Origin of the sequence: Aeromicrobium terrae (assembly GCF_008039565.1) — a bacterium.
In the GTDB taxonomy this organism is placed as follows: domain Bacteria; phylum Actinomycetota; class Actinomycetes; order Propionibacteriales; family Nocardioidaceae; genus Aeromicrobium; species Aeromicrobium terrae.
Window position 1 is genome coordinate 121,305 of the sequence record NZ_VDUX01000004.1, and the last position, 25,120, is coordinate 146,424.

The following is a 25,120-nucleotide window of genomic DNA, read 5'->3' on the forward strand; positions in this document are numbered from 1 at the left end:
TGGCACGGCCGGGCTCGCGCGGCATCAGGCCGGGACGGCGAGCATCGTCGGCTCGGCGCGGCCCCGCAGCAGGAGCGGCTCGAGCAGCGTCCACCGCTCGCGCTCTCGCGGGTGCGCGTTGTCGACGATGCGCTGCGACGCGACGACCCGACCGTCGTGGTTCTTGGCCTGCTCGGTGAGGCGCGCGGCCTCGTTCACCGGGTCGCCGATGACCGTGTACTCCAGCCGGTGGGTGGCGCCGATGTTGCCGGCGATCACGATGCCCTGCGAGACCCCGATCCCGGCGTCGAGCTCCGGCACCTCCTCGCGGAGCCGCTCGGCCATGACCCGTGCAGCGCTCAGGGCGCTGGCGGCGGCGTCGTCCAGGGCGAGCGGCGCGCCGAAGATGCACAGCGCGGCGTCGCCCTCGAACTTGTTGACCAGGCCGCCGTGCTCGCCGACGACGTCGACGACCACCGAGAAGAACCGGTTGAGCGCGGTGACGACCTCCGCCGGCGGACGCGTGGCCGCGAGCGTGGTGCTGCCGATGACGTCGACGAACAGGGCGGCCGCCTCCAGCTCCTGACCGCCCAGCTCGACGCCGTGCTCGAGCGCCTGCCGGGCGACGTCCTCGCCGACGTGCCGGCCGAACAGGTCGCGCAGCTGCTCGCGCTCGCGCATCGCCGCGACCATCCGGTTCAGCCCGGCCTGCATCTGGCCGATCTCGCCGTTGTCGTCGACAGACACCTCGACGTCGAGGTCACCCGACTCGACCTGCGCGAGGGCGGTGGTCATGTCGCAGAGCGGCTCGCCGATCGACTTCGCGAGCAGGATCGTCGAGAGCAGCCCGACGCCCAGGATGACGAGCCCGATGATCAGGCCGCTGACGGCGATCCGGTCGATCGACGCCTCGGCGAACGGCGCGAACGCGACGAGCAGCACGAACCCGAGCACCGGGACGCCCGTGGTCAGGGTCCAGGTGAAGATGGCCCGCTCGCCGACCCCCGCCGCGGTGCCCGGCGCGGGTGGGTGCACCACGAGTGCGGCCACCGTCGCCGGCCGCAGCAGGCGGGTGAGGAGCATGAAGCTCGTCGTGGCGGTGGCGAGCCCACCGAACAGGACCATGCCGCTCGACACGAACCCGAACGGCACGTTGGTCGGCAGGTTCAGCACGAGGAAGGGGATCGACGACAGCGTCCACGTGATCGCCTGGAGCAGGAAGAGGTACCACGGGAGGCCGATGGTCAGCTCGGCCTCGCGCTTGGTGGGCGCGGTGCCGCGGACGGTCCAGCCGAGCGCGTCGCTGGTCCGCGGACCGCCGAAGACCGCGAGGATCGACCAGCTGGCGAGCGTGCAGAACGCGGCCAGGACGAGGTTGTCGCGGGTGACGTCGGACGTCGTCGCCTCCGGCGGCAGCGGGACGACGAACAGGTACTCGACCAGCAGGATCGTCGCGCCGACGACGTTCGCGACCCACGTGTCGAGCAGGACGTGCCACGGCCGGACGCCCTCGACGTGCTTGTGCATCATGAGTCGAATGCTGACGGAGCGACGACCGGCGGCGCAATGGCACGATGGGCTGCCATGGAGGCGAGGGACGTCGACACCCGGCTCGGCCGATTGCACGTCCGTGTCTCCGGCTCCGGCCCCGGGATACTGATGTGGCCGAGCCTGCTGATGGACGGGACGCTGTGGGACGCGCAGGTCGCGCACTTCGCCGACCGGTTCACGACCGTCGCCGTCGACCCGCCCGGCCATGGCCGCAGCGAGCCGCTCACCAGCGGCTTCACGTTCGACGAGTGCGCCGGGGCCGCCGTCGACCTCCTCGACGCCCTGGGGCTCGAGCGGGTGCACTGGCTCGGGAACTCGTGGGGTGCGATGACCGGCGGCGTGTTCGCGGCGCGCCACCCGGACCGCGTCGGCGTGAGCGTGCTGATGAACGGCACCGCCTCCGTCGCACCGCGACGCCAGCGCGTCGAGTACGGGCTCCTGCTTGCGTCCGCCCGCGCGCTCCGGGGCATCCGGCCGCCGCTCACCCGCTCGGTGGTGAAGGCGTTCCTCGGCCCGACCAGCCGACGCGACCGTCCCGAGGCGGTGCGGACCGTGCTCGACGTGGCGCAGCGCAACGACGTCCGCTCGGTCAGTCACGCCATCCGGAGCGTGGTGTCACTGCGGCCGGATCACCACGACCTGTTCTCGAGCATCCGCACCCCGGTCGTCGTCGTGGCCGGCCGGGAGGACGCGACCTTCCCGCTGCCGGAGCTCGAGGCGATGGCAGCCGCGATCCCCGACGCCGAGCTCGTCGTGCTCGAGGACGCCGCCCACCTGGTGGCACTCGAGGTGCCGGACGTCGTCAACGCCCTGGTGGACCGGGCACTTGCACGGACTGGTTGATTTCCCGAAAAGTCGTACGACGCAACCACATCGTTCGTATGGTCCGAGGATGCGTCGCTTCCTCCTCGTCCTCGGACTGACCCTGGCCCTGGCCACTCCCACCGCAGCTCACGCCGCCGACGACACGGACACCCCCGTCGTCGTCGCCGCCACGCTCAGCCCCACCACCGTGGACGTCAGCACCGACGACCAGCAGGTGCAGGCCACCCTTCGCATCACCGACGCCACCGGCGTCAAGGCGGTGAGCGGGCGGCTCGAGGCGGTCGACTCCAGCCAGACCACGGCCGTGCGCTTCGGCGTCGGCATCCTCGGCACCAAGACCGACGGCTACTGGCGGATGACATTCACGATTCCGCAGGGCGCCACCCCGGGGACGTGGCGGTTGGCCTACTCGACCTTGGACGACGCCGGGAACCAGGGCAGCAGCGCCGACGTCCCGGTCGAGTCGCTGCCGATCGTCGACGTCACGTCCGTCGAGAACCCCGACGCCGACGGCCCGGTGCTCGTCTCGACCGAGGTCTCGCCCACGTCCGTGGACGTCGGACCTGCCGCCCAGGACGTCACGGCGACCTACCACGTCACCGACGCGACCGGTGCCGCTCACGTGCTGACCAGCCTGTGGGCGGTCGGCGAGGGAGAGGCGACTCCGAACCAACAGGCGGAGCTCGTCGACGGCACCCCACAGGACGGGACCTGGCAGACGACGTTCACCATCCCGAAGGGCGCCGTGGCCGCCGACTGGCAGGTGCGCATCCTGGCCATGGACGATGAGCTGGGCAACGTCACGTCAGGCATCCTGATCCCGCCGTCGAAGCTCGCGACGGTGAAGGTGGCCTCCTCCACCGCACCCGACGCGCCCACCGGCGTGCACGCGACCGCCGTCGACGGCGGCGCCACCGTCTCCTGGACGGCGCCCGACGACAACGGCCTGCCGATCACCGGCTACGTCGTCTCGGCACTGCCGGGAGAGATGACCAAGACGGTCCCGGGCGACCAGACGTCGGTGGCCTTCGACGGCCTGACCAACGGCACGGCGTACACGTTCACCGTCGTCGCGGTCAACGACGTCGGACCGAGTGACCCCTCCGCGCCGTCGAACGCCGCGACCCCAAACCACGTGTTCGAGACCGGACCGACCGCGACGATCACCGGCGACGTGCAGGAGCAGGCCGTGCTCACCGCGCACGAGGGCACGCCCTCGCCGGCGCCGAGCTCGTTCAGGTACCAGTGGTTCAGCGACGGCACGCCGATCGACGGCGCCACCGAGCGCACGTTCGAGGTCACCTCGGCCGAGGTCGGCCACGCGATCACCGTGATGGTGACGGCGCACCTGGACGGGTACGTCGACGCGTCGGACGTCTCCGACCCCACCGGCACCATCGGGTCCGCCCTCGACGTCGCAACCTCCAAGGCGATCGTGCAGACCGGCCGCACCGTGCGCGTGACCGCGCTGGGACTGCAGAGGCGTGAGCCCTACACGGTCACGATCGGTGGCGTCCTGGTGAAGTCGTACACCGCCAGCTACAGCGGCACCGTGAGCGCGTACGTCCGCGTCCCCGCGTCCCTGCCGGACGGTCCGGCCGAGGTGAAGGTCACCGCGGCGTCGGGCCGCTACGGCATCACGTCGCTCTACAACGCGGCGCCGGCCGACTTCACCGTCGTCCCGGACGACACTAGCGTCCAGCGCGGCGGAGCGACCCAGGTGACGGTCACCGGGATGGCACCGAACGAGCCGGTCCGGATCACGTTCTCCGGCCGGACCGTCTCGCCGCGTGGTGCGGTCGCTGACGCCGACGGCACGTACAGCCAGAGCGTCCCGGTCGGCACGCGCGTGGGCGCGCGGCCACTGAAGGCGATCGGGCTGTACTACCAGCGCACGGGCGTCGTGACCGTCACCGTCACGCCCTGATCGGGGCGTGACTCGGCCCGGCGAGGGGTGATCGCGCGGAAACCCCGCGGACGCCCCTCGCCCGGCCCTACGCTTTCCCGGTGCGCCGCATTCTCATCGTTCTCGGGATGGTGCTGGCCTTCGCCGCTCCCTCCACCGCTCATGCTGCCGAAACCGATCCGCCGCAGATCGCGAGCATGGTCCTGCAGCCGACTGCGGGGGTCGACGTCTCGGCCGGTCCGAAGACGGTCCGTGCGGTCCTCCAGCTCACCGACCCGAGCGGCGTCAAGCTCGTGACGGCCACGCTGGAGTCGGTCGACACCACCCAGGTCACCCCGCTGCGCGCGGGCGCCAGGGTGGCGGGCACCGCCGCCGACGGCACCTGGTGGATCAACTTCTCGCTGCCGCAGGGTGCGGCCCCGGGTCAGTGGCGACTGAAGATCGGCGCGGTGGACGACAACCTCGGCAACCGGCTGAACGGCGCCACGATCCCCGAGGCGTCGCTGCCCACCATCAACGTCACGTCCGTGCCGGACGCCGACGTCGACGGACCGGAGCTCGTCTCCTCCGAGCTCTCCCCCACGACCGTGGACGTCGGGCCGTCGGCCCAGCAGGTCACCGCGACCTTCCACGTCACCGACCAGACCGGCGTGGCGCACGTGTTCGGCGGGCTGCGCGCCGTGGGCGGCGGCCAGGTGACGCCGAACGTCCAGGCCACGCTCGTCGACGGGACGCCGCAGGACGGCACCTGGCAGGCGACCTACACGATCCCGAAGGGCGCCCTCGAAGGGCAGTGGCAGGTCCGCCTCCTCCTGCTCGACGACGTGCTGACGAACAGCACCAACGTGCTCCTCATCCCGCTGGCCAACCTGGCCAAGGTGACGGTGAACGTCTCGCACGTCCCGGACCAGCCGACCGACGTCCGCGCCACCGCCGGCAACGAGCGCGCCACCGTGTCGTGGACCGCGCCGGCCGCGAACGGCACGCCGATCACGAGCTACGAGGTGACCACCAACCCCGGGGGCACCGTCACGACGGTGGCCGGGGACAAGACCTCGGCGGTCGTCGAGGGCCTGACCAACGGGACGCCCTACACGTTCACCGTCGTCGCGATCAACGCCGTCGGCCCGAGCACGGCCTCCGCCCCGACGAGTGCCGTCACGCCCAACAACGTCTTCACCACCGGCCCGACGGCCACCATCACCGGCCACGCCCAGGCGGGCGAGACACTGACCGCGCACGAAGGCACCCCGTCGCCCGAGCCCGACGCCTACGCCTACCAGTGGTTCGCCGCCGGCGTGCCGATCGTCGATGCCGACGGCAAGACCTTCGAGCTGACGTCCGCGCAGGTCGGCAAGACCGTCACCGTCATGGTGACGGCGATCAAGGACGGCTACGTCTCCGCGTCCGACGTCTCCGACCCGACGGCCGTCATCGCGACGCCGCTCGACGTCGCAAGCGCCAAGGCCATCGTCCAGAACGGCCGCTACACCCGCGTCACGGCAGCCGGGCTCGGCAAGCGCGAGGCCTACACGGTGACGCTCAACGGCGTCGTGGCGAAGACCGGGAAGGCCAGCTACGCCGGCACGGCCGGTGCGAGCTTCAAGGTCCCGACCACGCTGGCCGAGGGCCCGGTCGACGTCGTCGTCACCGCCGCCTCCGGCTCGACCGGCCGCACGACCTTCTACAACGCGAAGCCGCGTACGTTCAGCGTCGTGCCGGGCGACACCAGCGTCGCGCGGAACGGGACCACCACCGTCCTGGTCACCGGCATGGCGCCGGGCGAGAAGGTGCGAGTCACGTTCTCCGGTCGCGCGGTCTCTCCGCGGGGCGCGGTCGCCGACGCGGACGGCACCTACAGCCAGTCGTTCACGGTGGGCACCCGGCTGGGCGCCCGGCCGCTGAAGGTGTTCGGGCTGTACACCGCTCGGAACGGCGCCTCCGCGGTCACCGTGACGCCCTGACAGGCTTGGCCCATGACCCTGGCCATGTTCACCCTCGAGGGTGATCAGCTCGTCCCGTCCGACATCGCCCGCAGCATGTGGAGCCACGACCAGATGCACGGCGTCGCGGTGAGCGGAGCGCTCGCACGAGCCCTGGAGACGACGCTCTCGGAGATCGGGCGCACCGACCTGCACCCGGCCCGGTACACCGTCGACCTGTTCCAGCCGGCGCGGATGTCGCCCTGCACGGTGACCACCGAGGTGGTGCGTGAGGGCCGCAGGATCTGCCTGATCGACGCGACGCTGCTCCAGGAGGGCGAGCGCGTCGCCCGGGCCAGCTGCATCTTCCTGCTGCCCACCGAGTCGCCGAGCGGTGACGTGTGGACGCCCGACGACCACCCCAAGGCGCCGCCCGCCGACGAGGTGCCTCCGAGCGAGGAGCCTCGGGTCCCGTTCTTCACCAGTGCGGCACCGTGGTCGCAGTCGTTCTCCGACCACCAGAACGCCGGCCGCAAGCAGACCTGGCAGGCCGGGCTGCCGGTCGTCGCCGGCGAGGAAGGCACACCGTTCCAGTCCGTGGCCAGCGTCGCCGACGCCACGAGCATGGTCGTGAACTGGGGCACCGAGGGCGTGCAGTTCATCAACACCGACATCACCCTCGCCCTGGCCCGCCCGCCGGTCGGGCGCGAGGTCGGCCTGTCGGCCACCGACCGCGTCGAGGTGGACGGCATCGCCGTCGGCACCGTCGAGGTCTTCGACCGGGCCGGACCGCTCGGCACCGCCATGGTCACGTCCCTCGCCAACGGCCGCCGCCCCGTCGACTTCGAGGACGTCGACTTCTCCGACGACGGCACCCGCCGCTGACGAGAGGGTTCCGGCCTTCTGACGAGAGAGTTCCGGCCCACTGACGAGAGGGTTCCGGCCCCCTGACGAGAGGGTTCCGGCGCCGGAAGTCTCTCCTCACGGGGCCGGAGTTCTCTCGTCGACGCGCCGGAAGTCTCTCGTCAGCGGGTCCCTACGATGGCCGCATGCGGATCGTGGTGCTGGCAGGTGGGTTCGGTGGGTCGCGCTTCGTCAGCGGGGTCCGCGACGCCGTCGGTCCGGACGACGAGATCACTGTCGTCGCCAACACCGCCGACGACATCTGGCTGTTCGGCCTGCGGGTCAGCCCGGACCTGGACACGATCATGTACACGCTCGGCGACGGCATCGACGCCGAGCGCGGCTGGGGCCGGACCGACGAGACCTGGAACGCCAAGGAGGAGCTCGCCACCTACGGCGAGCCGCAGGCGTGGTTCGGTCTCGGCGACCGCGACCTCGCCACCCACGTCGTCCGGACGGCACGCCTGCGCGAAGGGCTGACGCTGACCGAGGCGACCGCGGAGCTGTGCCGCCGATGGCAGCCCGGGGTCACGCTGCTGCCGATGACGGATGCCCAGGTCGAGACCCACGTCGCCACCACGGTCGACGGCCAGGACCAGGTCATCCACTTCCAGGAGTACTGGATCAAGCACCACGCCGGCGTGCCGGTGCGCGGGATCGAGCTCCAGGGGATCGAGGACGCCGGGCCGACGCCGGAGGTGCTCGCCGCGCTCGAGTCGGCCGACGTGATCCTCGCGGCACCGTCGAACCCGATCGTGTCGATCGGGCCGATCGTCTCGGTGCCGGGCATGCGCGACGCGCTGTCCGACGCGAAGGCTCCGGTCGTCGGGGTGTCGCCGATCATCGGCGGGGCCGCCTTGCGCGGCATGGCCGACCAGCTGCTCGACGCGCTCGGCATCGAGATCAGCGCCACCGGCGTGGCCCGGTATCACGGCGACCTCCTCGACGGCTGGCTCGTCGACACCGAGGACGCCGACCAGGTCGACGCGATCGAGGCCGCGGGCATCACCGCCCGGGCCGTCCCGCTCTACATGCGCGACGCCGAGACCTCGCGCCAGCTCGCGCTCGACGCGATCGCGCTCGCCACCGAGCTGCACTCATGACCCTCGCCCTCGAGCCGGTCGACGGGATCGGCGAGGTCCGCCCCGGCGACGACGTTGCGGCGATCATCGCCGAGCACGCGACGCTGCAGGACGGCGACGTCGTGGTCGTCACCAGCAAGATCGTCAGCAAGGCGGCCGGCCTCGCCGCGCCGGACAAGGAGCAGCTCCTCGCAGAGCAGACCGACCGGGTCGTCGCCGAGCGCGGCGGGACGCGGATCGTCCGCACGCACCACGGGCTGACGATGGCGGCCGCCGGCATCGACGCCTCGAACGTGGAGACCGGCTCGTTCCTCCCGCTGCCGCCCGACCCGGACGCCTCCGCCCGCGAGATCCGTGCCGGCCTGGCTCGGCTCACCGGCTGCCGGGTCGCCGTCGTCGTCAGCGACACCGCCGGCCGCGCCTGGCGGAACGGCCAGACCGACATCGCCATCGGCTGCGCCGGCCTCCTGCCGCTCGACCCGTTCACCGGGCGCGAGGACTCCTACGGCAACCCGCTGCTGGTCACGGCTCCGGCTGTGGCCGACGAGGTCGCCGGGGCCGCCGAGCTGGCGTCGGGCAAGCTCGGCCGGCGGCCGGTCGTCGTCGTGCGGGGGCTGGACGAGCGCCTCCTCACCGAGGACGACGGACCGGGCGCCGCCAGCATCGTCCGCGACGAGGACAGCGACCTGTTCGGCCTCGGCTCCCGCGAGGCCGTGGTGGCCGCGCTGGCCGGCCCCTCCCGCGGCTTCCCGATCACGGATGCGGCGCCGGAGGACATCGTCGGACTCGCCGCGGTCCCGGACGGCGTCACGGTCACCGTCGACGGGGCGACGATCCAGATCGAGTCAGCCGACCCCGTCGCCGCCGGCGAGATCCGGCAGCGCCTCCTCGCCCTGGCGCACGCGCATCGCCTCGAGGTCAGCGTCGAAGCCTCAGACGCGCGCTGACGTCTGGGTGGTCTCGATCTCCCCCACGGGCAGGCCCGCGGGAGGTGCCCCCAGCCGACGTCGCTGGCGCTCGCGGGCGCACTCGACCACCGAGCCCCTCGGTCACTGAGGCGAGGACACGGTCCTTGAGCTTGTCGAAAGGACGTCCAGCAGATTCTTCGTGCGCGGCCCGACGCCCAGCGCCTCGGCTTCGCGGAGGTGGGTGACCGTGTCGACGTCACGACGCGCGGCCGCAGGTGCGGGCAGGGGCACCAGACCGGCCGCGCGGTGGGCTCCCGCCGATCCGACGCCGTAGGAGGTCACCAGCTCCAGCGGCTCACGCGAGACGACGAGCGTGGTGCCGTCGCCGTCCGCGTCGGTGCAGAAGGAGTGCACGTGCTCCTCGGCCAGCCGCAGGACCTCCGTCAGCGCGTCGGCCGTGAGGCACGGCAGGTCGGACGGGACGACGACCACGCGGTCGGCTCCGTCGGCGACGGCCTGCTTGCACCCCGCGGCAACCGCGTCGTTGAGTCCGGTGCCGGGGTCGTCGAGGAGAACGCACTGGTCGAGCGAGGCGCGCACGTCCTCGTCGGAGGAGACCACGAGCACAGCATCGACGCCGGCCAGCAGGACGTCGACGACGTCGAGCGCGAACGCCCGCGAGACCGCCTCGCGGTCCGCGTCGGAGAGGTCGAGCCGGGACTTCCCGGTGGTCCAGGACCGGATCGGGACGACGGCGGCGACTCGTTCAGGCGACCGTGACACGCTGCGCCTCCTCGACCGTCCCGTAGAGCGTGGTGCGCTGGCGGGCGGGCCGGCCGGCGAGGCGGGCCATCTGCTCCAGCTCGTCGGTGGACTTCCGCGACCCGTTGGTGGACCCGGCCATGCGGCTGATCGTCTCCTCCATCAGCGTGCCGCCGAGGTCGTCGACGCCGCCGTTCAGCACCTGGGTGCAGACGTCCGGGCCGAGCTTCACCCACGAGCACTGGATGTGGTCGATCAGCCCGTGCAGCATGATCCGCGCCATCGCGTGGACGGCCCGGTTGTCGCGCGTCGTCGGTCCGGGTCGGGCGACGCCGGCGAGGTAGATCGGGCTGGACTGGTGCACGAACGGTAGCGGCACGAACTCGGTGAAGCCGCCCGTCTCGCGCTGGATGCCGGCGATCACGTTCAGGTGGTCGACCCAGTGCCGCGGGTGGTCGACGTGGCCGTACATCATCGTCGACGTCGTGGGCAGCCCGACGTCGTGCGCCGTGGTGACGACCTCACGCCACTGCGCGGCAGGCAGCTTGCCCTTGGTGAGCACCCAGCGGACGTCGTCGTCGAGGATCTCGGCTGCGGTGCCGGGCAGCGAGTCGACGCCGGCCTCCTTGATGGAGACGAGGAACTCTCGCAGGGACAGGCCAGTGCGCGCGACCCCGTTCATGACCTCCATCGGGCTGAACGCGTGCACGTGCAGCTCGGGCGCGACCTGCTTCACGGCGCGCGCCAGGTCGGCGTACGCGGTGCCGGGCATCTGCGGGTCGATGCCGCCCTGCATGCAGACCTCGGTGGCCCCGACCTCCACCGCCTCGCGGGCGCGGGCGGCCACCTCGTCGAGGGAGAGCGTGTAGGCGTCGGCGTCGGTGCGGCGCTGCGCGAACGCGCAGAACCGGCAGCCGACGTAGCAGACGTTGGTGAAGTTGATGTTCCGGTTGACGACGTAGGTGACCTCGTCCCCGACGGTGTCGCGGCGCAGGTCGTCGGCCAGCGAGCAGAGCGCCTCGAGCTCTGGGCCCTCTGGCGCGCACATCAGCGCGAGCGCCTGGTCGGTGGACAGTCCGCTCGGGTCGTTCTCAGCGGCGCGCAGGGCCGAGGCGATGTCCGTGTCCAGCCGGGCCGGCGCGCTGGCGCCCACCCGTCCCTGGATCGACGCCCAGTCGCCGTAGACGTCGTCGAAGTCGCCGCGACGGTCCTGCCGGCGGCCCTCGTCGTCGACCGCGGTGTGCAGGTCGGCGCGGCCGGTGGTCTCCCAACCACCGTCCGGCTCCTGCCAGGGCAGCCCGGCCGCCAGCGCCGCAGGATCGGCGAGCCCGTCGGGACTGACCAGCGCGTCGACGTGCGACCGCAGCCGCGGGTCGAGCCAGGGCTCGGCGAGGTACGACGGGTGCGCGGTCAGCCGCTCGCGCAGCTCGAAGCCGGCCTCGTCGCACAGCGCGGTGAGCGTCTCGATCTGCGGCCACGGCCGCTCGGGGTTCACGTGGTCCCTGGTCAGCGGGCTGATGCCACCGAAGTCGTCGACCCCCGCGTCGAGCAGCGCCCGGCACTCGGCCAGGTCGACCAGGTTGGGCGGCGCCTGCACCCGAGCCGACGGCCCGAGCACGACGCGCGTGGTCGCGATGGCGGCGAGGTAGTCGTCGAGCGGAAGGTCGTCGGTGTGCCGCATCGCCGTGTCGGGCTTGGCCCGGAAGTTCTGGACGATGACCTCCTGCACGTTCCCGTACTCCCGGGAGACCTGGCGCAGCGCGAAGATGCTCTCGGCTCGCTCCTCGAGCGTCTCGCCGATGCCGACGAGGATGCCCGTGGTGAACGGGACGTTCAGGCGGCCGGCGTCCTCCAGCACGCGCAGACGGACGGCGGGGTCCTTGTCCGGGCTGCCGAAGTGCGGCTGGCCCTTCTCCTCGAACAGGCGCCGCGACGTGGTCTCCAGCATCATGCCCATCGACGGCGCCACCGACTTGAGCCGGTTCATCTCCGCCCAGCTCATCACGCCGGGGTTGAGGTGCGGCAGCAGCCCCGTCTCCTCCAGCACGCGGATCGCCATCGCACGGACGTACTCCAGCGTCGAGTCGTAGCCGGCCTCGGCCAGCCACTCCTTCGCCTCGGGCCACCGATCCTCCGGCCGGTCGCCGAGCGTGAACAGGGCCTCCTTGCAGCCCATCGCCGCGCCCTGACGCGCGATCTCCAGCACCTCGTCGGGCGAGAGGAACGGCGCCTCGAGCTTGCCCGGCACGGTGACGAACGTGCAGTAGTGGCACCGGTCGCGGCACAGCCGGGTGAGCGGGATGAACACCTTGCGGGAGTAGGTGACGACGACCGGACGGCCGGCGTCGGCGAGCCCGGCGTCGCGCACCCGGCGGGCGACGGCCATCAGGCGGTCGAGCTGCTCGCCGCGGGCCGCGAGCAGAGCCGTGGCCTCGGCGACGTCGATGCTCCTGCCGTGCTCGGCGCGCGTGACCGCGCGCTCGACCTCCCGGCCCGTCATCTCGCGCTCAGCCGTCACAGCCCCTGCCCGGTGATCCGGATCCCGGCGTGCGTCTTGTACCGACGGTTGATGGCGATGATGTTCGCGGTGAGAGCCTCGACCTGGGCCGCGTTGCGCAGCCGGCCGCCGAACAGACCACGCATGCCGGGGATCCGGTCGGCCAGCTCCACCACGACGGCGACGTCGTCGCGGTCCTCGCCCAGCACCAGGACGTCGGTGTCGACGTCGGTGATCGAGAGGTCGCCGAGGATGACGGCGGACACGTTGTGGAACGCGCCGATGACCCGCGAGCCGGGGAGCAGCGTCTGCGCCTGCTCGGCCGCGCTGCCGCCCTCGACCGGCAGGACGAACGGACCTTGCTTGTCGAACCCCAACGGATTCACGCAGTCGATGACGATCTTGCCGTCGAGCACGTCGACGAGGTCGGTCAGCGTCTTCTCGTGGGCGTCGAACGGGACGGCCGCCAGCACGACGTCGGCCGCCTCGGACGCGTCGCGGTTCGCGGCCCCGCGCACGGTGGCGGCGCCCTCGACGCCGGCGAGGGTCTCGTTCAGCTCGGCCGCGGCCTGCTCGGCGCGCTCCGCGTCGCGGGAGCCGAGCACCACGTCGAGGCCGGACGCCGCCCAGCGCAGGGCGAGTCCCCGCCCCTGGGCCCCGGTCCCGCCGAGCACACCGATGGTCATCTCGTCAGTCGTCACGGCATCCATCATCGCGGTTCGAGAACCAGGACCGGGATGGACCTCTCGGTCCAGGCGTCGTACTTGTCGAAATCGGCGTAGAGGTCGATCAGCTTCGGCCACAACGCGGCCTTCTCGGCAGCGTCCGCCTCGTGCGCCCGCACCGGCCGGCCGCGCTCGCCAGGCAGGTCGATCCAGACCTCGGGCGTCGCGAGCAGGTTGCGGTACCACTGCGGGTTCGACGGCAGCCCACCCTGCGAGGCGACGACGACGATGTTCGCGCCGTCCTCGAGGTAGACGAGCGGCGTGTGGAAGTGCTTGCCGGACTTCCGGCCCACGTGCCGGAGCAGCAGCGTCGGCACCGGCTTCTTGAAGCCCGCCCCGATCCGCCACTTCCGGCCGATGCGTCCGTTCGTCAGCCGGAAGACGCGCGCCTGCGCCTTCGAGCCGAGCCGGATGAGCTTGGCGGTCAGCGGGGCGTCGAGGCCCGGCGGTCGTTCCTCGGGCAGGGCGAAACGTCCCACGTCAGATCCCTCCGTCACGGTCGTCGCGGAAGACCGGGTCCCGGCCCTCGGCCCGGGCCTGGACGGCCTCCTCGAAGTTGTCGGTGAGCATCCGCAGGTAGAGCTGGCCGATCCCCTCCACCGGCATGTAGCTCTCCAGCGAGCCGGCGGCGATGCCGGCGTGCAGCGACCGCTTCGTCATCTCGATGCCCGGCTGGGAGAACCCGGCGATCCGCTCGCCGATCGCGACGGCCTCGTCCACGACGGGGTCGGCGACACGGGAGACCAGGCCCATCCGCAGCGCCTCGTCGGCGTCGACGTCGCGGCCGGTGAACATCAGGTCGGCAGCGTGGCTGGTGCCCACCGCCCGCGGGAGCAGGTAACTCAGCCCGAGCTCGTTGGCGGTGAGGCCGTTGTTGATGCCGGCGGCCCGGAAGTACGCGGTGGGAGACGCGATCCGGATGTCGCAGGCGAGCGCCAGGCACAGCCCGCCCCCGACGGCGGCCCCGTCGACCGCGGCGATGACCGGCTGGTGGAGCCGGCGGAGGGTGGCGACGACGTCCTCGAGGACCTCCATCGATCGCAGGGCGTACGCAGGGCGCGGGAGTCCGTCCGCGTGCGGCGGCTTGCCGGCCGACTTCTGGTCCGCGCCGGAGGAGAACGCCCCGCCGGCCCCGGTGAGGACGATCGCGCGGACGTCGTTGTCGCGGCCGAGCTCCACGAGCTGATCGCGCACCGGGACCATGACGTCGAAGGCCATCGCGTTGAGTCGCTCGGGCCGGTTCAGGATGACGACGGCGACGCCAGGAGCGGGCCGCTCGACCTCGACGAACATCCCACGAGACTAGAACACGTTCTAGAGTGCTGTCATGCGCAACGGAATCGTCCTCTTCACCTCCGACCGCGGCATCCGCCCGGCGACCCTCGCCCGCGCGGCCGAGGAGCGCGGCTTCGACACGTTCTACGTGCCCGAGCACACGCACATCCCGGTGAAGCGGGAGGCGCTGCACCCCACCGGCGGCGAGGAGCTCCCGGACGACCGGTACATGCGCACGCTCGATCCGTGGACCACGCTTGCCACCTGCGCCGAGGTCACCGAGCGGATCGGGCTCTCGACGGCGGTCTGCCTCCCCGTCGAGTCCGACCCGATCACGCTCGCGAAGACCCTGGCCACGCTCGACCACCTGTCCGGCGGGCGCGTCACCATCGGCGCCGGCTTCGGGTGGAACACCGACGAGCTCGACGACCACCACGTGCCCGGGCCCAAGCGGCGCACGGTGCTCAAGGAGTACCTCGAGGCGATGCGCGCACTCTGGACCCAGGAGGAGGCCGCCTACGACGGCGAGTTCGTGTCGTTCGGGCCGAGCTGGGCCTGGCCCAAGCCGGAGCGGCCGATCCCGGTGATCATCGGCGCCGGCGGCGGCCCGAAGACGATGACGTGGATCGCCCGGCACGCCGACGGGTGGATGACGACGCCGCGTGAGGACAGCACCGCCCAGTGGGCCGACGTGCTGCGACAGGAGTGGGCCGACGCCGGCCGTGACGGCGAGCCCGACATCCGCGTGCTCGTCGCGAAGAAGCCGACCGAGGAGGACTTCGCCGACTGGACCGCTGCGGGAGCGTCGGAGCTCATGTGGGGCGTCCCCGACGTCGACGAGGCGGGCGTGCTCGCCTACCTCGACCGCCTGGCCGGCCGACTGGGCCTGGCGGTTCCGCAAAACTGAAACACGTTCTAGTATTGGCGTCATGCGATTCACCTACGCCGAGGCGATGACCGACGCGACGTACTACGCCCCGCTCGCCCAGGCCGCGGAAGCAGCCGGCTACACGTCGATGACGGTGGCCGACTCGGTGATCTACCCCGGCGAGTCCGACGCGAGCTACCCGTACACCGACGACGGCAACCGGGAGTTCCTCGAGGGCAAGGAGTTCATCGAGACGATGACGCTCTGCGCCTGGCTCGGCGCGGTCACCACGACGCTGCGGTTCACCCCGTTCGTGCTGAAGCTGCCGATCCGCCCACCGGTGCTCGTCGCCAAGCAGGCGTCGTCGGTCGCGTACCTCACGAACAACCGCCTCGGCCTCGGCGTCGGCCTCTCCCCCTGGCCCGAGGACTACGCCGTCATGGGCGTCCCGTGGGCCCGTCGCGGCAAGCGCTTCGACGAGTGCATCGACATCCTGCGCGGCCTGACGTCGGGCGGCGAGTTCGGCTTCAAGGGCGAGTTCTACGACATCCAGCCGATCACGCAGACCCCCGCGCCCACCGAGCCGATCCCGATCCTGATCGGCGGCCACTCCGACGCGGCGCTGCGTCGCGCGGCACGCCGTGGCGACGGCTGGATGCACGGCGGCGGACCGAACGAGGACCTCGATCAGCTCCTCGACCGGCTCGACGCCATCCGCAAGGAGGAGGGCGTGGAGAACGAGCCGTTCGAGATCCACGTGATCTCGATGGACGCTTACGACGTCGACGGCTGCAAGCGCCTCGAGGACCGCGGCGTCACCGACGCGATCGTCGGCTTCCGCTACCCCTACATCAAGGGCCCGGACCCCGAGCCGCTCGACACCAAGATCGCGCACCTGGAGAAGTTCGCCGAGAAGGTCATCGCCAAGGTCAATCCCTGACCGACAGGGCGCGGTCCGCAAGCGCCACGACCGATGAGACCGGGCTCGACCGTCGCGCTCCAAGCCGTGGACAGGGCCTCCCCCGGCGGGCGTAGGTCTGCTTATGATGTGCGGAGCATCCTGCAAGTCGGGCGGAGGGGTCGCGCGTGGAGTCAACGGCAAGCCTCACCCAAGGCCCTGACGTCCGCCGGCACGTGGCCGAGGTCTCGGCGAACATGTTCGACCGGCTCGCGGAGATCACCGCGTCGATGCGGGACGTCCTCGCGACCAGGATCCAGGAGCTCGACGGCGACCCGCGGCTGGTGGACATGCTCGGGTCGAGCATCGCCGGCAACGTGGAGAACATCCTCCAGGCGCTGCAGCACGACGTGCCGCTCGAGCGCATCGAGCCGCCGTCGGCCGCCTACGAGTACGCCCGCCGGCTCGCCCAGCGCGGCGTCCCCGTGAACGCCCTGGTCCGGGCGTACCGGCTCGGGCAGCAGCACTTCATGGAGCAGGCCTACGCCGAGTCGGCGAAGCTCGACGTCTACACCGACGTCCGCGCCGCGGCGTACGAGGAGATCGCTGCCTGGGCGTTCGACTACATCGACTGGATCTCCCAACGCGTGGTCACGGTCTACGAAGCCGAGCGCGACAACTGGCTCGCCGAGCGCAACGCCAGCCGCCTCCAGAGCGTGAACCAGCTCATCGACGGCGAGATCAGCGACGACGAGGCTTTGGAGACCGCGCTCGGCTATCGCCTGCGGGTGCCGCACCTCGGCGTCATCGTCTGGGCCGACGAGAACGAGACCCTTCCCGACGTGATGATGCACTTCTCCCGCTGCGTCAACACGATCGCGGAGCGCATCGGCGCCGGGTCGCCGCTCGTGATCGCGCAGGACCGGGTGAGCGCCTGGGCGTGGATCCCCATGGGGAACACCGCACCCACCGACGCCGAGCTGCGCGAGGCGGCCCGGCAGAAGTCCCAGCCCCAGTTGTCGGTCGCCCTGGGCACCGTCCACTCCGGTCCGTCGGGCTTCCGGCAGACCCACCTCGAGGCCCGCGCCGCGCAGCAGGTCGGCGTGCTGCGCTCGGACCCGGCTGACCACGTGGTCAGCTTCAGCGACCGGGGCGTCGGTGCCGTGGCGCTGCTGTCGCACGACCTGGTCGGCATGCGCGCCTGGGTGCGGTCCCTCCTCGGCGACCTCCTCATCGACGACGAGCAGCACGAGCGTCTTCGCGACACCCTCCTGACGTTCCTGCAGAACGACGGCAGCTACACGGCCACCGCGGCGACGATGGTCATGCACAAGAACTCGGTGAAGTACCGCGTGACCAGCGCCGAGAAGGTCCTCGGCCGCAAGGTCGCCGACGACCGTCTCGACATCGAGCTCGCTCTGACCGCCTGCCGCTGGCTGGGCGTGCGGACGCTGAACGGTCCGTGATCAGCCCGGATCGACGATGAACCCGGCGAGGCGGTGCTCCATCCAGGAGACGTCGCCGAGCGGCGGTGAATGGGCGGCCTTCTCGATCGGGATCTCGCGTCCGGAGGGTAGGACCCATCTCAGGACGTTGTGGCCCTTCATGCCGTGGTGTCGTCGGTGGAGGGCCCACAGGTTGAACCCGGCTGTCGGTCCGTCGGGGTGTGGTTCGCGGTGGTCGATGTCGCACTCGTCGGCTGGTGTGGTGCAGCCGGGTGCTTGGCAGGTGGCGTCGCGGAAGGCGATGGCCTTCTTGAGGATCTCGGGGGCGTAGCGGCCGAGGTAGGCGTGGTCGAGGGTGTGGCCGGCCGGGTCGGTGATGATCCGGTGCCACAGCGTGTTCCCGGAAGCGACCAGGTCGGTGATCCAGGCGGCGGGGATGACCCAGGATCCGTCGGCCGCGACGATCGGGTCGTCGTTCACTCCGGCGAGGGAGGCGGCGGGGATGGTGACGGCGATGTCGGCGTGGATCGCGGGCTCGCCGGTCTCGTTGGTGGTGAGCCAGGCGGCGAGGAGGTCGGCACGGCGCTGCTGGAGGGTGCGGGGGTCGTCGGTACCGAAGGCCTTGGCCTCCTTCGTCAACCGCTTGTCGATCGCCGCCAACAGGTAGGACGGCAGCTTGGCGTCGAGCAGCCCCATGCCGTCCTCGCCGTGGAACGCGTCGACCCGCCGGGTCTTCCGTTCGTCCTCGGCGCGCTTCTCGTGCTCGTCCGGCTCGACGCGGGCGATGAACCGGCGCACCCACTGGCGCAGCTGGGCGGTGGTGTGGGTCTCGGCGTACGTCACGACCCGCTGATCGAGCCGGACGATCGACGCGTCGCGCTTCAGCTTCTCGATCCCGTCGGAGATGATCATCAGCCGGACCGCGTCCACCCGCCCGTCGCGGAACGCCAGCCACGTCAACGGCGCGCCGTCACGGACCCGACGTGCCACCGAGAGCCGGCGGTGCACCTGGCCCTCGGACAGCCCCATCGCGGTGCCGATCTCCATCGTGATCACGGCGACGTTCGCCTGCTTCGCCAACGGCGACAGGTCGGTCGCGTTGACCCGGGCTTCCTCGTCGATCGAGTACTGGAGCATCCCGGCCCACTCGGCCGCCTCGGCGACCGCTCGAGACCGGGTCAGCTCGCTGAGCCGGTCAGTCTCGATCATGTGTTCGATTCTATCCCATATGACCGCCCGTTGGCAACGGACCCACGCGCCTTTTTCGCCTGAAATTCCAGTCAGGACACCGGAGTCAACCCCGCGCGCAGCCCCGGCTTGTCGATCTTGCCGACCGGGTTCTTGGGCAAGGCCTCGACGATCTGGATGTCGGCCGGGACCTTCACCCGCGTGAGGTGGGTGCGGCAGTGGTCCAGCAGCTGCTCGGTCGTGGTGGTGGCCCCCGGGTAGGTCACGACGAACGCTACGGGCACCTCCCCCATCACGTCGTCCGGACGGCCGACGACCGCGACCTCGAGGACGCCCTCGACCTCGGCCAGGACGGTCTCGATCTCCTTGGGGTACAGGTTCTCGCCACCGCGGATGATCATGTCCTTCACCCGGTCGACGAGCTGGAGGTAGCCGTCCTCGTCGAGCCGGCCGACGTCGCCGGTGTGCAGCCACCCGTCGACGATCGTCTCCGCGGTCGCCTCCTCCTGGTTCAGGTAGCCGCGCATGACGGTCGGGCCGAAGATCAGGACCTCGCCGGTCTCACCCGTGGGCACGTCCTCGCCCTCCGGTGACACGACGCGGATCTGCTGCCCCGGCAGCGCCGGCCCGACGGTGCCGAGCTTGCGGACGCCGTCGATGGGGTTGCAGGCCGACGCGCACGTGCCCTCGGTGAGCCCGTACCCCTCGACCATGACGAAGCCGAACCGGTCCTGGCAGGCCTCCAGGAGCTCCCGCGTGACCGGGGCGGCGCCGCAGACGACGAACCGCAGCGAGGACGTGTCCGGCTGGACCTCCTCCGGCAGCGAGACCAGCAGCGCGTAGATCGTGGGCACGGCCGAGAAGTAGGTGGGGCGGAGGCGCTCGACGTGGTCGAAGAACGTCGACGGCGAGAACGACTTCACGATGCTCACCTGGCCGCCGGCTCGCAGCGGCGAGAGCACGCTCACCACCACCGCGTTGACGTGGAACAAGGGCAGGATCAGCAGGCAGTGGTCGTCCGACGTGAGCGACAGGTGCTCCACCATGCTCGACGTCATGGCGTCGAGGTTGGCGTGGGTGAGCATGACGCCCTTCGGACGCCCGGTGGAGCCGCTGGTGTAGACGAGCAGCGCCACGCCGTCGGGCGACGCGGGGTGCGGCGCGACCGTCTGGTCGGTCTCGCGGCGCAGGTCACCCACGGCGAGCACCGGGACGCCGAGCCCCAGCGAGTCGTCCTGCGCCACCACGAGCTTCGCGCCGGCGTCGGTCACCTGGTGGCCGGCCTCCGACACGGTGAAGGCGGGGTTCACCGGCGTCGCCGTGCCACCGAGCCGCCAGGCGGCGAACACGGCGAGCAGGAGCTCGACGCGGTTGGGCAGCATGACGGCCAGCACGTCACCGGGGCCGAAGCCGAGCTCGCGCAGCTGCGTCGCGACGGCGTTCGTCCTGGCGTCGAGCTCGGCGAAGCTCAGCTCGGTGTCGTCGTCGCGCACGGCAGGGTCGTCGCCGCACCGCTCCGCGAGCAGCCAGGGCAGGTATCCGAGGTCGGACATGGTCCGTACCACCTTTCATCGAGGGGATCAGTCGAGCAGGAGGAGGACGCCGGCCGCGGTGAAGAGGACGGCGACGGCGAGGCACGTGACGGCGCCGCGGCGGAGGACGTTCTCGCGGTGCTCCCGCTCCTCGGACGGCAGGGCCTTGGTCACGAGCGCCTCGGCGTTGGCGCGGCCCCAGAGACCCAGGGCGCCCAGCACGACGGCCACCACGCCGCAGGTGACGACGTCGAACGCCTCGGTCATGAGGCCGGCACCGACTCGGTGGGCGCAGCGTCAGGATGCGCGGGGCGGTAGTCGTCGGCGTACCGCACGTCGGCGGCGCGGATCCGGGCGGTCAGCCACGACGTCCAGCGGTCGTCCCTCGTCTCGGCCTCCAGCTGCGTGCGGAACGCCGCACCGTCGCGGGCGAAGTCGGCGGGCTTGGGCTTCGCGACGGCGGTGACCGTGCCGACGTTCCAGCCGAACTGTCCCTCCACCGGGCCGTAGTAATCGCCCTTGGAGGTGCCGAAGACCGCGCGCCCGACGGCCGGCTCCAGCTGCTCGCGGGCGACGGCCCCCAGCTCACCCGCCTTGTCCTTGGTGCTCTCGTCGATGCTGACGTCGGCGGCCACGGCACGGAACGACTCGCCCTTCTCCAGGCGGTCGAGCGCGGACTTCGCCCCGGCCTCGTCGGCCACGACGATGTTCTGCACGGTGCGTCGCTCCGGGACGCCGAGCTCGGCCTTCCGGCGCTCGAACTCGGCTGCCAGCTCCGCGTCGCTGATCGAGACGCTGCCGATGACGTCCTTCATGAGCCGCTGCACCGCGAGCTGCCGCTTGAGCTCCTCGAGGACGTCCTGCTCGGACGTCCCGACGTTGCCGAGCGCCCGGACGAAGTCCTCGCGCCCGCCCTCGCCGAACTGCTCGGCGATGTAGCGGTCGAGGGCGTCGCGGGCCTGCTTGTCGGAGATGCGGATCCCCCGCCTCGCCTCCTGCCGGTCCAGGATCATGCTCACCGCGACGGACTTCGCGGCGTCGCGGCGGAACGTCTCGAGGTCCTTGCCGGCCTTGGGCGGGACGATGCCGTACAGCGCCCGGAGCGCGTCGATCCGCTCGTCGAGCTCTTCCACCGTGACCACGTCCTTGCCGACGACGAAGGCCGCACCGTCGGGGACGGAGGAGTCGTCGGCGCTCGCGGCGACACCGCCCACCGTGGCGGCGACCACCGCCACGACCAGGGCGACGAGCGGAAGCTTGCTGACGTGTCTGTTCATCGCGATGACCTCATCATGCTCATCGTGCGCCGACCAGCTCGGGGACGGCTTCCGGCATCCGCACCACGTCCGTCGGCTCGGTGGAGTCCTGGGCGAGCCAGACGACGAACCGGGACGCGCCGAGAGCAGCGCCGACGGTGACGGCGAGCAGCATGCCGAACTCGGAGATGACGGACAGGTGGGAGAAGGAGAGGACGCCGTACCCGATCCCGGAGGCGACGGCGGCGAGCGTCACCGCTCGTCCGAGGCGGCGGTCGCCCCGGCTCACCGACTCGCGCAGGATCACGGTGAACTCGCAGGCCACCGCTGCCGCCAACGACCCGACGGCCGCGGTGAGCGGATTCAGGCCGGCGCCGACGAGCCGCATGCCGGCGAGCACGAACCCGGTGGCCAGCACGGCGGAGGCGACGGCGAGGACCGCGTCGGTCCGGCGGCGCAGGCCGATCAGGAGCACGAGCCCGGCCACGACGATGCCCAGCCCGGCGGTCAGGTACTGGCGCTCGGACAACGCCTCGTAGCTCGACACCGCGACCATCGGGAGGCCGGTCACCTCGACGCGCAGCCCCGTCGGCGGGGTGGGCAGGATGCGGCGGACGTCGTCGCGGAGGGCCTGGAGCTCCTGGGCGTCGTCGAGGCGCACGCCGAACGACAGGATCGACATCTTCTGGTCCGAGCGCATGACGCTGCTGGTCAGGTACCGGGGCAGGAGGCGCATCGCGGCCTCGAGCTCGCCGGCCGTGGGGTCGCTGCCCAGGAACGACAGCAACGACGCGGGCGACACCACCGGACGCATCTCGTCGCCGTGGGCCGCGACGACCGTCTGCTCGGCCCGGTCCATCCAGGCGAGGCTCGCCTGGGAGACGGTGTCGTCGCCGGTCAGGGTCACGGCGACCTCGCCGGACGACCCCATCACGCTCTCGACGTGCTTGGCGTCGGAGAAGGCCGGCAGGTCCGAGGCCAGGGACCGGAAGTCCGCCGTCAGCGGGAGGTGCGGGAGGGACGCCCATCCCGCGGCCGCGATGGCCACGGCCACGACGGCAGCGCTCAGGCGCACGCCACGGGACGGCGCTCGGCCCGACGCTGCCGGGCGCGGGCCTTCGGCAGGGTAGTCGGGCAGCCGGAGCCATCGGTGCGCTAGCAGGCTCACGCCCAGCGTGACGAGCACGCCGAAGCCGAGGGCGATGCCGAGGTCGCGGACGACCGGCAGGGGCGCGACGGCGAGGGCGCCGAAGCTCGCCGCGGTCGCGGCCGCCGCGGCGACCACCACCCGCTCCCCCGCGCGTCGGTGCAGATAGGTCATGAAGTCGCTGCCGATGCCGAGCAACACGGGCAGGAACGCGACGACGCCCAAGGTGAGCGGGATCGACAGCCAGCCCGCCAGCGCGAGCGTGATCGACGTGCCGACCAGGGTCGTCGCCAGCGGCAGCAGCCGCAGCCGGCGCCGGGTCCAGGACATGAGGACGAACCAGCCGCCGACGGCGAGCAGCGCCGCGCCGCCGAGCACCGGTACCTCCGTGCGCACCTGGTGCCCGAGCGCGGTGATGACCGACGGGACGCCGGAGACCGTGACGTCCTGGGCCTTCACTCCGGAGTCGTCGACCGTGGACTCGACGGACTCGACCAGGTGCTCCAGCGCGTGCTGGTCGGCGCCCTCGCGCGGGCGGACGAGGATCGCCACCGCGTCCTCGGCCGGCACCACGAAGTCCCACTGGGGCCGCGGCTGGCCGGTGTCGTTGTAGACGACCTTGCGCACGAACGTCTGGTTGTGGAGCGTCGGCAGCCCGCCCGGAAGCCCGCCGGCGAGCAGGTCCGCGTACCGCTCGTCGAACTTCGCGGTGGCGCGACGGCCCGCGGCCTCGGCCTCGCTCGCCGAGGCGCCCTTCTTCTGCGCGGCGGCGACGGCCTTCCCGCGCAGCCCGTCGCGGTACCCCGACAGCTCGGCCAGGAGCGTCTGGGCCTGGCCCGCCACCTGGTTGAGCACCGTGGCGGGTCCGTACAGCGCTGCCACGTCGGGCAGTTGCGCCAGCTCACCTTCGAGGCGGAGCAGCTGCGGGAGGTTCTCGTCGGAGAGCAGGTCGTACGGCTTCCTCGACTCCAGCAGGACCACGATCGGGTCGCCACCGAAGGACTTCGCGACCTCGTCGGTGGCCCGCGTCGTGGGATCGCCGCTGGGCACGAACGCGTCGACCCCGGTCTCGACGTCGAGACGTGCGAGCCCGACGACGACGAGCACGAGCGTCGTCAGGCCACCGACCGCCAGGAGGAGTCCGCGCCGCGTCATCTCGGGACGGGGTCCTGACGGACGTGCGGATAGGTGCCGGAGAACTCCTGCGGGTCGTTGTGCATGCCCGGTGCCGGGTACGGGTTGAACTGCGTCATCGGGCTGAGGTTCAGCGGCAGGCTCAACGAGTTGAGGCCGACGATCGTCTTGACCCGCGCGATGTTGCCGTTCGGGTCGGACCCCTGGGCGTACTGCGCGTGGTTGGTCCAGTACGACACGATGTCGCGGCCGTACGGCTTGAGGTACGCCAGCATCGGGTTGAGGTCGGCAAGGTTCGTCTTGAAGGTGCCGATCGCGGGCTCGGCCGCGTCCGTGAACCTCGGCACCCGGTCGAGGGTGGCCGGCGACAGCTTGAGGACCCGGTCGAGCGCCGGGAGGAGGCCTCGGAGGTCGGAGGTCGTCGCGGGCAGCTCCTCGAGCGCCGCGCTGAGGTCGCCGGAGCCGCGGTCCAGGTTCGCCGCCACGGCGCCGAGCGGCTTGGAGAGCTCGCTCAGGGCGTCGCTGGCGTCCGAGGTGGTCTGCATGAAGGAGGGCAGCCGCTGCATCAGGGCCTTGAGGTCCGCGCGGTGGTCGGCCATCGTCTCGGTGAGCGCGTCCGAGTCCTTCGTCAGCTGCACGATCCGGCCCTGCTGGGTGTCGAGCGCCTGGAGGACCGCGGTGGCCCGCTTCGTGACGGACTCGAGGTCCTCGGACTGGTCGGCGAGCGCGTCGAGCGCGCCGCTCCCGTCGCGGCCGAGGTCGCCGAGGCCCCGGACGAGGGCGTCGACGTCGTCCTGGCGATCCTTCGTCGCCAGGCCGCTGGACTGGATCGTCCTCGCCAGGTCCTCGCGGGCGGTGGCGTCGAGGCTGGTGAGGACGTCGTTGAGCTGCACGCTCGGGCGGCCGGTGCCGGCCGGCAGCGCGCGGCCGGCCTCGATGCGATCGCCCTTGCCGTCGACGACCTCGAGGTACGTCTCCTCGATCAGCGTCTTGTTCCGCACGGTGACGGTGACGCCGTCGTGCAGCGGGGCGACGTCGTCGTCCAGCTCGAGCGTCACCCGGGCGTTCGAGCCGTGCGTGGTGATCTCCTCGATCTTGCCGACGTTGACGCCGGCCATGCGCACGTCGGACTGGAACACGAGGTTGTCGACGTCCGGCAGCGTCACGTCGACGCGGTAGCCGGTGTCGGAGACCAAGGGGATCCGGCCGCCGGCGTTGGTCCACAGGAACCCGAGGATGGCGGCGCACAGGGCGACGAACGCGGCCACCACGACGCCGCGGACGACGGGGATGAGGGTGTACGGGATTCGCATGGCG

Annotated in this window: 21 protein-coding genes; 9 read left to right on the forward strand and 12 right to left on the reverse strand. The window is 71.6% G+C overall.

Annotation, left to right across the window (positions count from 1 at the left end; all coding sequences use genetic code 11):
• Window positions 1-24 precede the first annotated feature (24 nt).
• Window positions 25-1,509 carry an adenylate/guanylate cyclase domain-containing protein gene (locus tag FHP06_RS09635; protein WP_147686195.1) on the reverse strand — a complete coding sequence of 495 codons (1,485 nt, stop codon included), beginning with the start codon at window positions 1,507-1,509 and terminating at the stop codon, window positions 25-27.
• 54 nt (window positions 1,510-1,563) lie between these two features.
• On the opposite strand from FHP06_RS09635, the gene FHP06_RS09640 reads away from it, so the two are divergent.
• The 6 genes from FHP06_RS09640 to cofE all read left to right on the forward strand — a co-directional run bounded on the left by FHP06_RS09640 (window position 1,564) and on the right by cofE (window position 9,115).
• The gene (locus tag FHP06_RS09640) at window positions 1,564-2,373 is read left to right on the forward strand and encodes an alpha/beta fold hydrolase (RefSeq protein WP_147686197.1); all 810 of its coding nucleotides are present in this window, start codon (window positions 1,564-1,566) and stop codon (window positions 2,371-2,373) included.
• A 49-nt stretch (window positions 2,374-2,422) separates the two neighbouring features.
• A complete protein-coding gene (locus FHP06_RS09645) occupies window positions 2,423-4,282 on the forward strand; it encodes a fibronectin type III domain-containing protein (RefSeq protein ID WP_147686199.1) in 1,860 nt (619 codons plus the stop codon).
• Between the two features lie 80 nt (window positions 4,283-4,362).
• Entirely contained in the window at window positions 4,363-6,225 is a 1,863-nt protein-coding gene (locus tag FHP06_RS09650) for a fibronectin type III domain-containing protein (protein WP_147686200.1), read from the forward strand.
• A gap of 12 nt (window positions 6,226-6,237) precedes the next feature.
• Complete coding sequence (locus FHP06_RS09655) at window positions 6,238-7,068, forward strand: thioesterase family protein (protein ID WP_147686202.1); 831 nt, start codon at window positions 6,238-6,240, stop codon at window positions 7,066-7,068.
• 164 nt (window positions 7,069-7,232) lie between these two features.
• Window positions 7,233-8,189 (forward strand): 2-phospho-L-lactate transferase, encoded by a 957-nt coding sequence (gene cofD / locus FHP06_RS09660; RefSeq protein WP_147686204.1) that lies wholly within the window; start codon window positions 7,233-7,235, stop codon window positions 8,187-8,189.
• Entirely contained in the window at window positions 8,186-9,115 is a 930-nt protein-coding gene (gene cofE, locus FHP06_RS09665; protein ID WP_147686206.1) for a coenzyme F420-0:L-glutamate ligase, read from the forward strand. The genes cofD and cofE overlap by 4 nt, the downstream gene beginning before the upstream one ends.
• 102 nt (window positions 9,116-9,217) lie before the next feature.
• Here the strand turns inward: cofE and cofC are convergent, their stop codons facing one another.
• Genes cofC through FHP06_RS09690 form a run of 5 tightly spaced genes read right to left on the reverse strand, consistent with a single transcriptional unit; the run spans window position 9,218 to window position 14,353 of the window.
• Window positions 9,218-9,859: a 2-phospho-L-lactate guanylyltransferase gene (cofC, locus tag FHP06_RS09670; RefSeq protein WP_147686208.1), complete on the reverse strand. Its 642-nt coding sequence runs from the start codon at window positions 9,857-9,859 to the stop codon at window positions 9,218-9,220.
• Window positions 9,843-12,338: a bifunctional FO biosynthesis protein CofGH gene (locus FHP06_RS09675; protein ID WP_147686710.1), complete on the reverse strand. Its 2,496-nt coding sequence runs from the start codon at window positions 12,336-12,338 to the stop codon at window positions 9,843-9,845. Before FHP06_RS09675 ends, cofC begins: the two co-directional genes overlap by 17 nt.
• Window positions 12,339-12,352: 14 nt before the next feature.
• Window positions 12,353-13,045: an NADPH-dependent F420 reductase gene (gene npdG / locus FHP06_RS09680; protein WP_230973468.1), complete on the reverse strand. Its 693-nt coding sequence runs from the start codon at window positions 13,043-13,045 to the stop codon at window positions 12,353-12,355.
• On the reverse strand, window positions 13,045-13,539 hold the full coding sequence (locus FHP06_RS09685) for a nitroreductase/quinone reductase family protein (RefSeq protein WP_147686212.1): 495 nt from the start codon (window positions 13,537-13,539) through the stop codon (window positions 13,045-13,047). Before FHP06_RS09685 ends, npdG begins: the two co-directional genes overlap by 1 nt.
• A 1-nt stretch (window position 13,540) precedes the next feature.
• Window positions 13,541-14,353: an enoyl-CoA hydratase gene (locus tag FHP06_RS09690; RefSeq protein ID WP_147686214.1), complete on the reverse strand. Its 813-nt coding sequence runs from the start codon at window positions 14,351-14,353 to the stop codon at window positions 13,541-13,543.
• A gap of 34 nt (window positions 14,354-14,387) precedes the next feature.
• Here FHP06_RS09690 and FHP06_RS09695 point away from each other — a divergent pair, with 34 nt between their 5' ends.
• The 3 genes from FHP06_RS09695 to FHP06_RS09705 all read left to right on the forward strand — a co-directional run bounded on the left by FHP06_RS09695 (window position 14,388) and on the right by FHP06_RS09705 (window position 17,567).
• Window positions 14,388-15,242 carry an LLM class F420-dependent oxidoreductase gene (locus tag FHP06_RS09695; protein ID WP_147686216.1) on the forward strand — a complete coding sequence of 285 codons (855 nt, stop codon included), beginning with the start codon at window positions 14,388-14,390 and terminating at the stop codon, window positions 15,240-15,242.
• Window positions 15,243-15,264: 22 nt separating this feature from the next.
• The gene (locus FHP06_RS09700) at window positions 15,265-16,143 is read left to right on the forward strand and encodes a TIGR03619 family F420-dependent LLM class oxidoreductase (RefSeq protein ID WP_147686218.1); all 879 of its coding nucleotides are present in this window, start codon (window positions 15,265-15,267) and stop codon (window positions 16,141-16,143) included.
• 146 nt (window positions 16,144-16,289) lie between these two features.
• Window positions 16,290-17,567, forward strand: a complete 1,278-nt coding sequence (locus FHP06_RS09705; RefSeq protein ID WP_147686220.1) for a PucR family transcriptional regulator — start codon at window positions 16,290-16,292, stop codon at window positions 17,565-17,567.
• Here the strand turns inward: FHP06_RS09705 and FHP06_RS09710 are convergent, their stop codons facing one another.
• From FHP06_RS09710 to FHP06_RS09735, 6 genes are all read right to left on the reverse strand, one after another.
• Window positions 17,568-18,755 (reverse strand): HNH endonuclease signature motif containing protein, encoded by a 1,188-nt coding sequence (locus FHP06_RS09710; RefSeq protein WP_147686222.1) that lies wholly within the window; start codon window positions 18,753-18,755, stop codon window positions 17,568-17,570.
• Between the two features lie 71 nt (window positions 18,756-18,826).
• A complete protein-coding gene (locus FHP06_RS09715) occupies window positions 18,827-20,287 on the reverse strand; it encodes a class I adenylate-forming enzyme family protein (protein ID WP_147686224.1) in 1,461 nt (486 codons plus the stop codon).
• Window positions 20,288-20,314: 27 nt separating this feature from the next.
• Entirely contained in the window at window positions 20,315-20,533 is a 219-nt protein-coding gene (locus FHP06_RS09720) for a hypothetical protein (protein WP_147686226.1), read from the reverse strand.
• Window positions 20,530-21,543, reverse strand: a complete 1,014-nt coding sequence (locus FHP06_RS09725; RefSeq protein ID WP_147686228.1) for a peptidylprolyl isomerase — start codon at window positions 21,541-21,543, stop codon at window positions 20,530-20,532. The genes FHP06_RS09720 and FHP06_RS09725 overlap by 4 nt, the downstream gene beginning before the upstream one ends.
• A 19-nt stretch (window positions 21,544-21,562) precedes the next feature.
• Complete coding sequence (locus FHP06_RS09730; RefSeq protein WP_147686230.1) at window positions 21,563-23,824, reverse strand: MMPL family transporter; 2,262 nt, start codon at window positions 23,822-23,824, stop codon at window positions 21,563-21,565.
• Window positions 23,821-25,116, reverse strand: a complete 1,296-nt coding sequence (locus FHP06_RS09735; protein ID WP_147686232.1) for an MlaD family protein — start codon at window positions 25,114-25,116, stop codon at window positions 23,821-23,823. Before FHP06_RS09735 ends, FHP06_RS09730 begins: the two co-directional genes overlap by 4 nt.
• Window positions 25,117-25,120 lie beyond the last annotated feature (4 nt).

Excerpts from the sequence above, each read along its gene's own strand:
- FHP06_RS09635 (WP_147686195.1), bottom strand. The coding sequence starts at position 1,509 with ATGATGCACAAGCACGTCGAGGGCGTCCGGCCGTGGCACGTCCTGCTC.
- FHP06_RS09640 (WP_147686197.1), top strand. The coding sequence starts at position 1,564 with ATGGAGGCGAGGGACGTCGACACCCGGCTCGGCCGATTGCACGTCCGT.
- FHP06_RS09645 (WP_147686199.1), top strand. The coding sequence starts at position 2,423 with ATGCGTCGCTTCCTCCTCGTCCTCGGACTGACCCTGGCCCTGGCCACT.
- FHP06_RS09655 (WP_147686202.1), top strand. The coding sequence starts at position 6,238 with ATGACCCTGGCCATGTTCACCCTCGAGGGTGATCAGCTCGTCCCGTCC.
- cofD (WP_147686204.1), top strand. The coding sequence starts at position 7,233 with ATGCGGATCGTGGTGCTGGCAGGTGGGTTCGGTGGGTCGCGCTTCGTC.
- cofE (WP_147686206.1), top strand. The coding sequence starts at position 8,186 with ATGACCCTCGCCCTCGAGCCGGTCGACGGGATCGGCGAGGTCCGCCCC.
- FHP06_RS09675 (WP_147686710.1), bottom strand. The coding sequence starts at position 12,338 with ATGACGGGCCGGGAGGTCGAGCGCGCGGTCACGCGCGCCGAGCACGGC.
- npdG (WP_230973468.1), bottom strand. The coding sequence starts at position 13,045 with ATGGATGCCGTGACGACTGACGAGATGACCATCGGTGTGCTCGGCGGG.
- FHP06_RS09690 (WP_147686214.1), bottom strand. The coding sequence starts at position 14,353 with ATGTTCGTCGAGGTCGAGCGGCCCGCTCCTGGCGTCGCCGTCGTCATC.
- FHP06_RS09695 (WP_147686216.1), top strand. The coding sequence starts at position 14,388 with ATGCGCAACGGAATCGTCCTCTTCACCTCCGACCGCGGCATCCGCCCG.
- FHP06_RS09700 (WP_147686218.1), top strand. The coding sequence starts at position 15,265 with ATGCGATTCACCTACGCCGAGGCGATGACCGACGCGACGTACTACGCC.
- FHP06_RS09710 (WP_147686222.1), bottom strand. The coding sequence starts at position 18,755 with ATGATCGAGACTGACCGGCTCAGCGAGCTGACCCGGTCTCGAGCGGTC.
- FHP06_RS09715 (WP_147686224.1), bottom strand. The coding sequence starts at position 20,287 with ATGTCCGACCTCGGATACCTGCCCTGGCTGCTCGCGGAGCGGTGCGGC.
- FHP06_RS09720 (WP_147686226.1), bottom strand. The coding sequence starts at position 20,533 with ATGACCGAGGCGTTCGACGTCGTCACCTGCGGCGTGGTGGCCGTCGTG.
- FHP06_RS09725 (WP_147686228.1), bottom strand. The coding sequence starts at position 21,543 with ATGAACAGACACGTCAGCAAGCTTCCGCTCGTCGCCCTGGTCGTGGCG.
- FHP06_RS09730 (WP_147686230.1), bottom strand. The coding sequence starts at position 23,824 with ATGACGCGGCGCGGACTCCTCCTGGCGGTCGGTGGCCTGACGACGCTC.
- FHP06_RS09735 (WP_147686232.1), bottom strand. The coding sequence starts at position 25,116 with ATGCGAATCCCGTACACCCTCATCCCCGTCGTCCGCGGCGTCGTGGTG.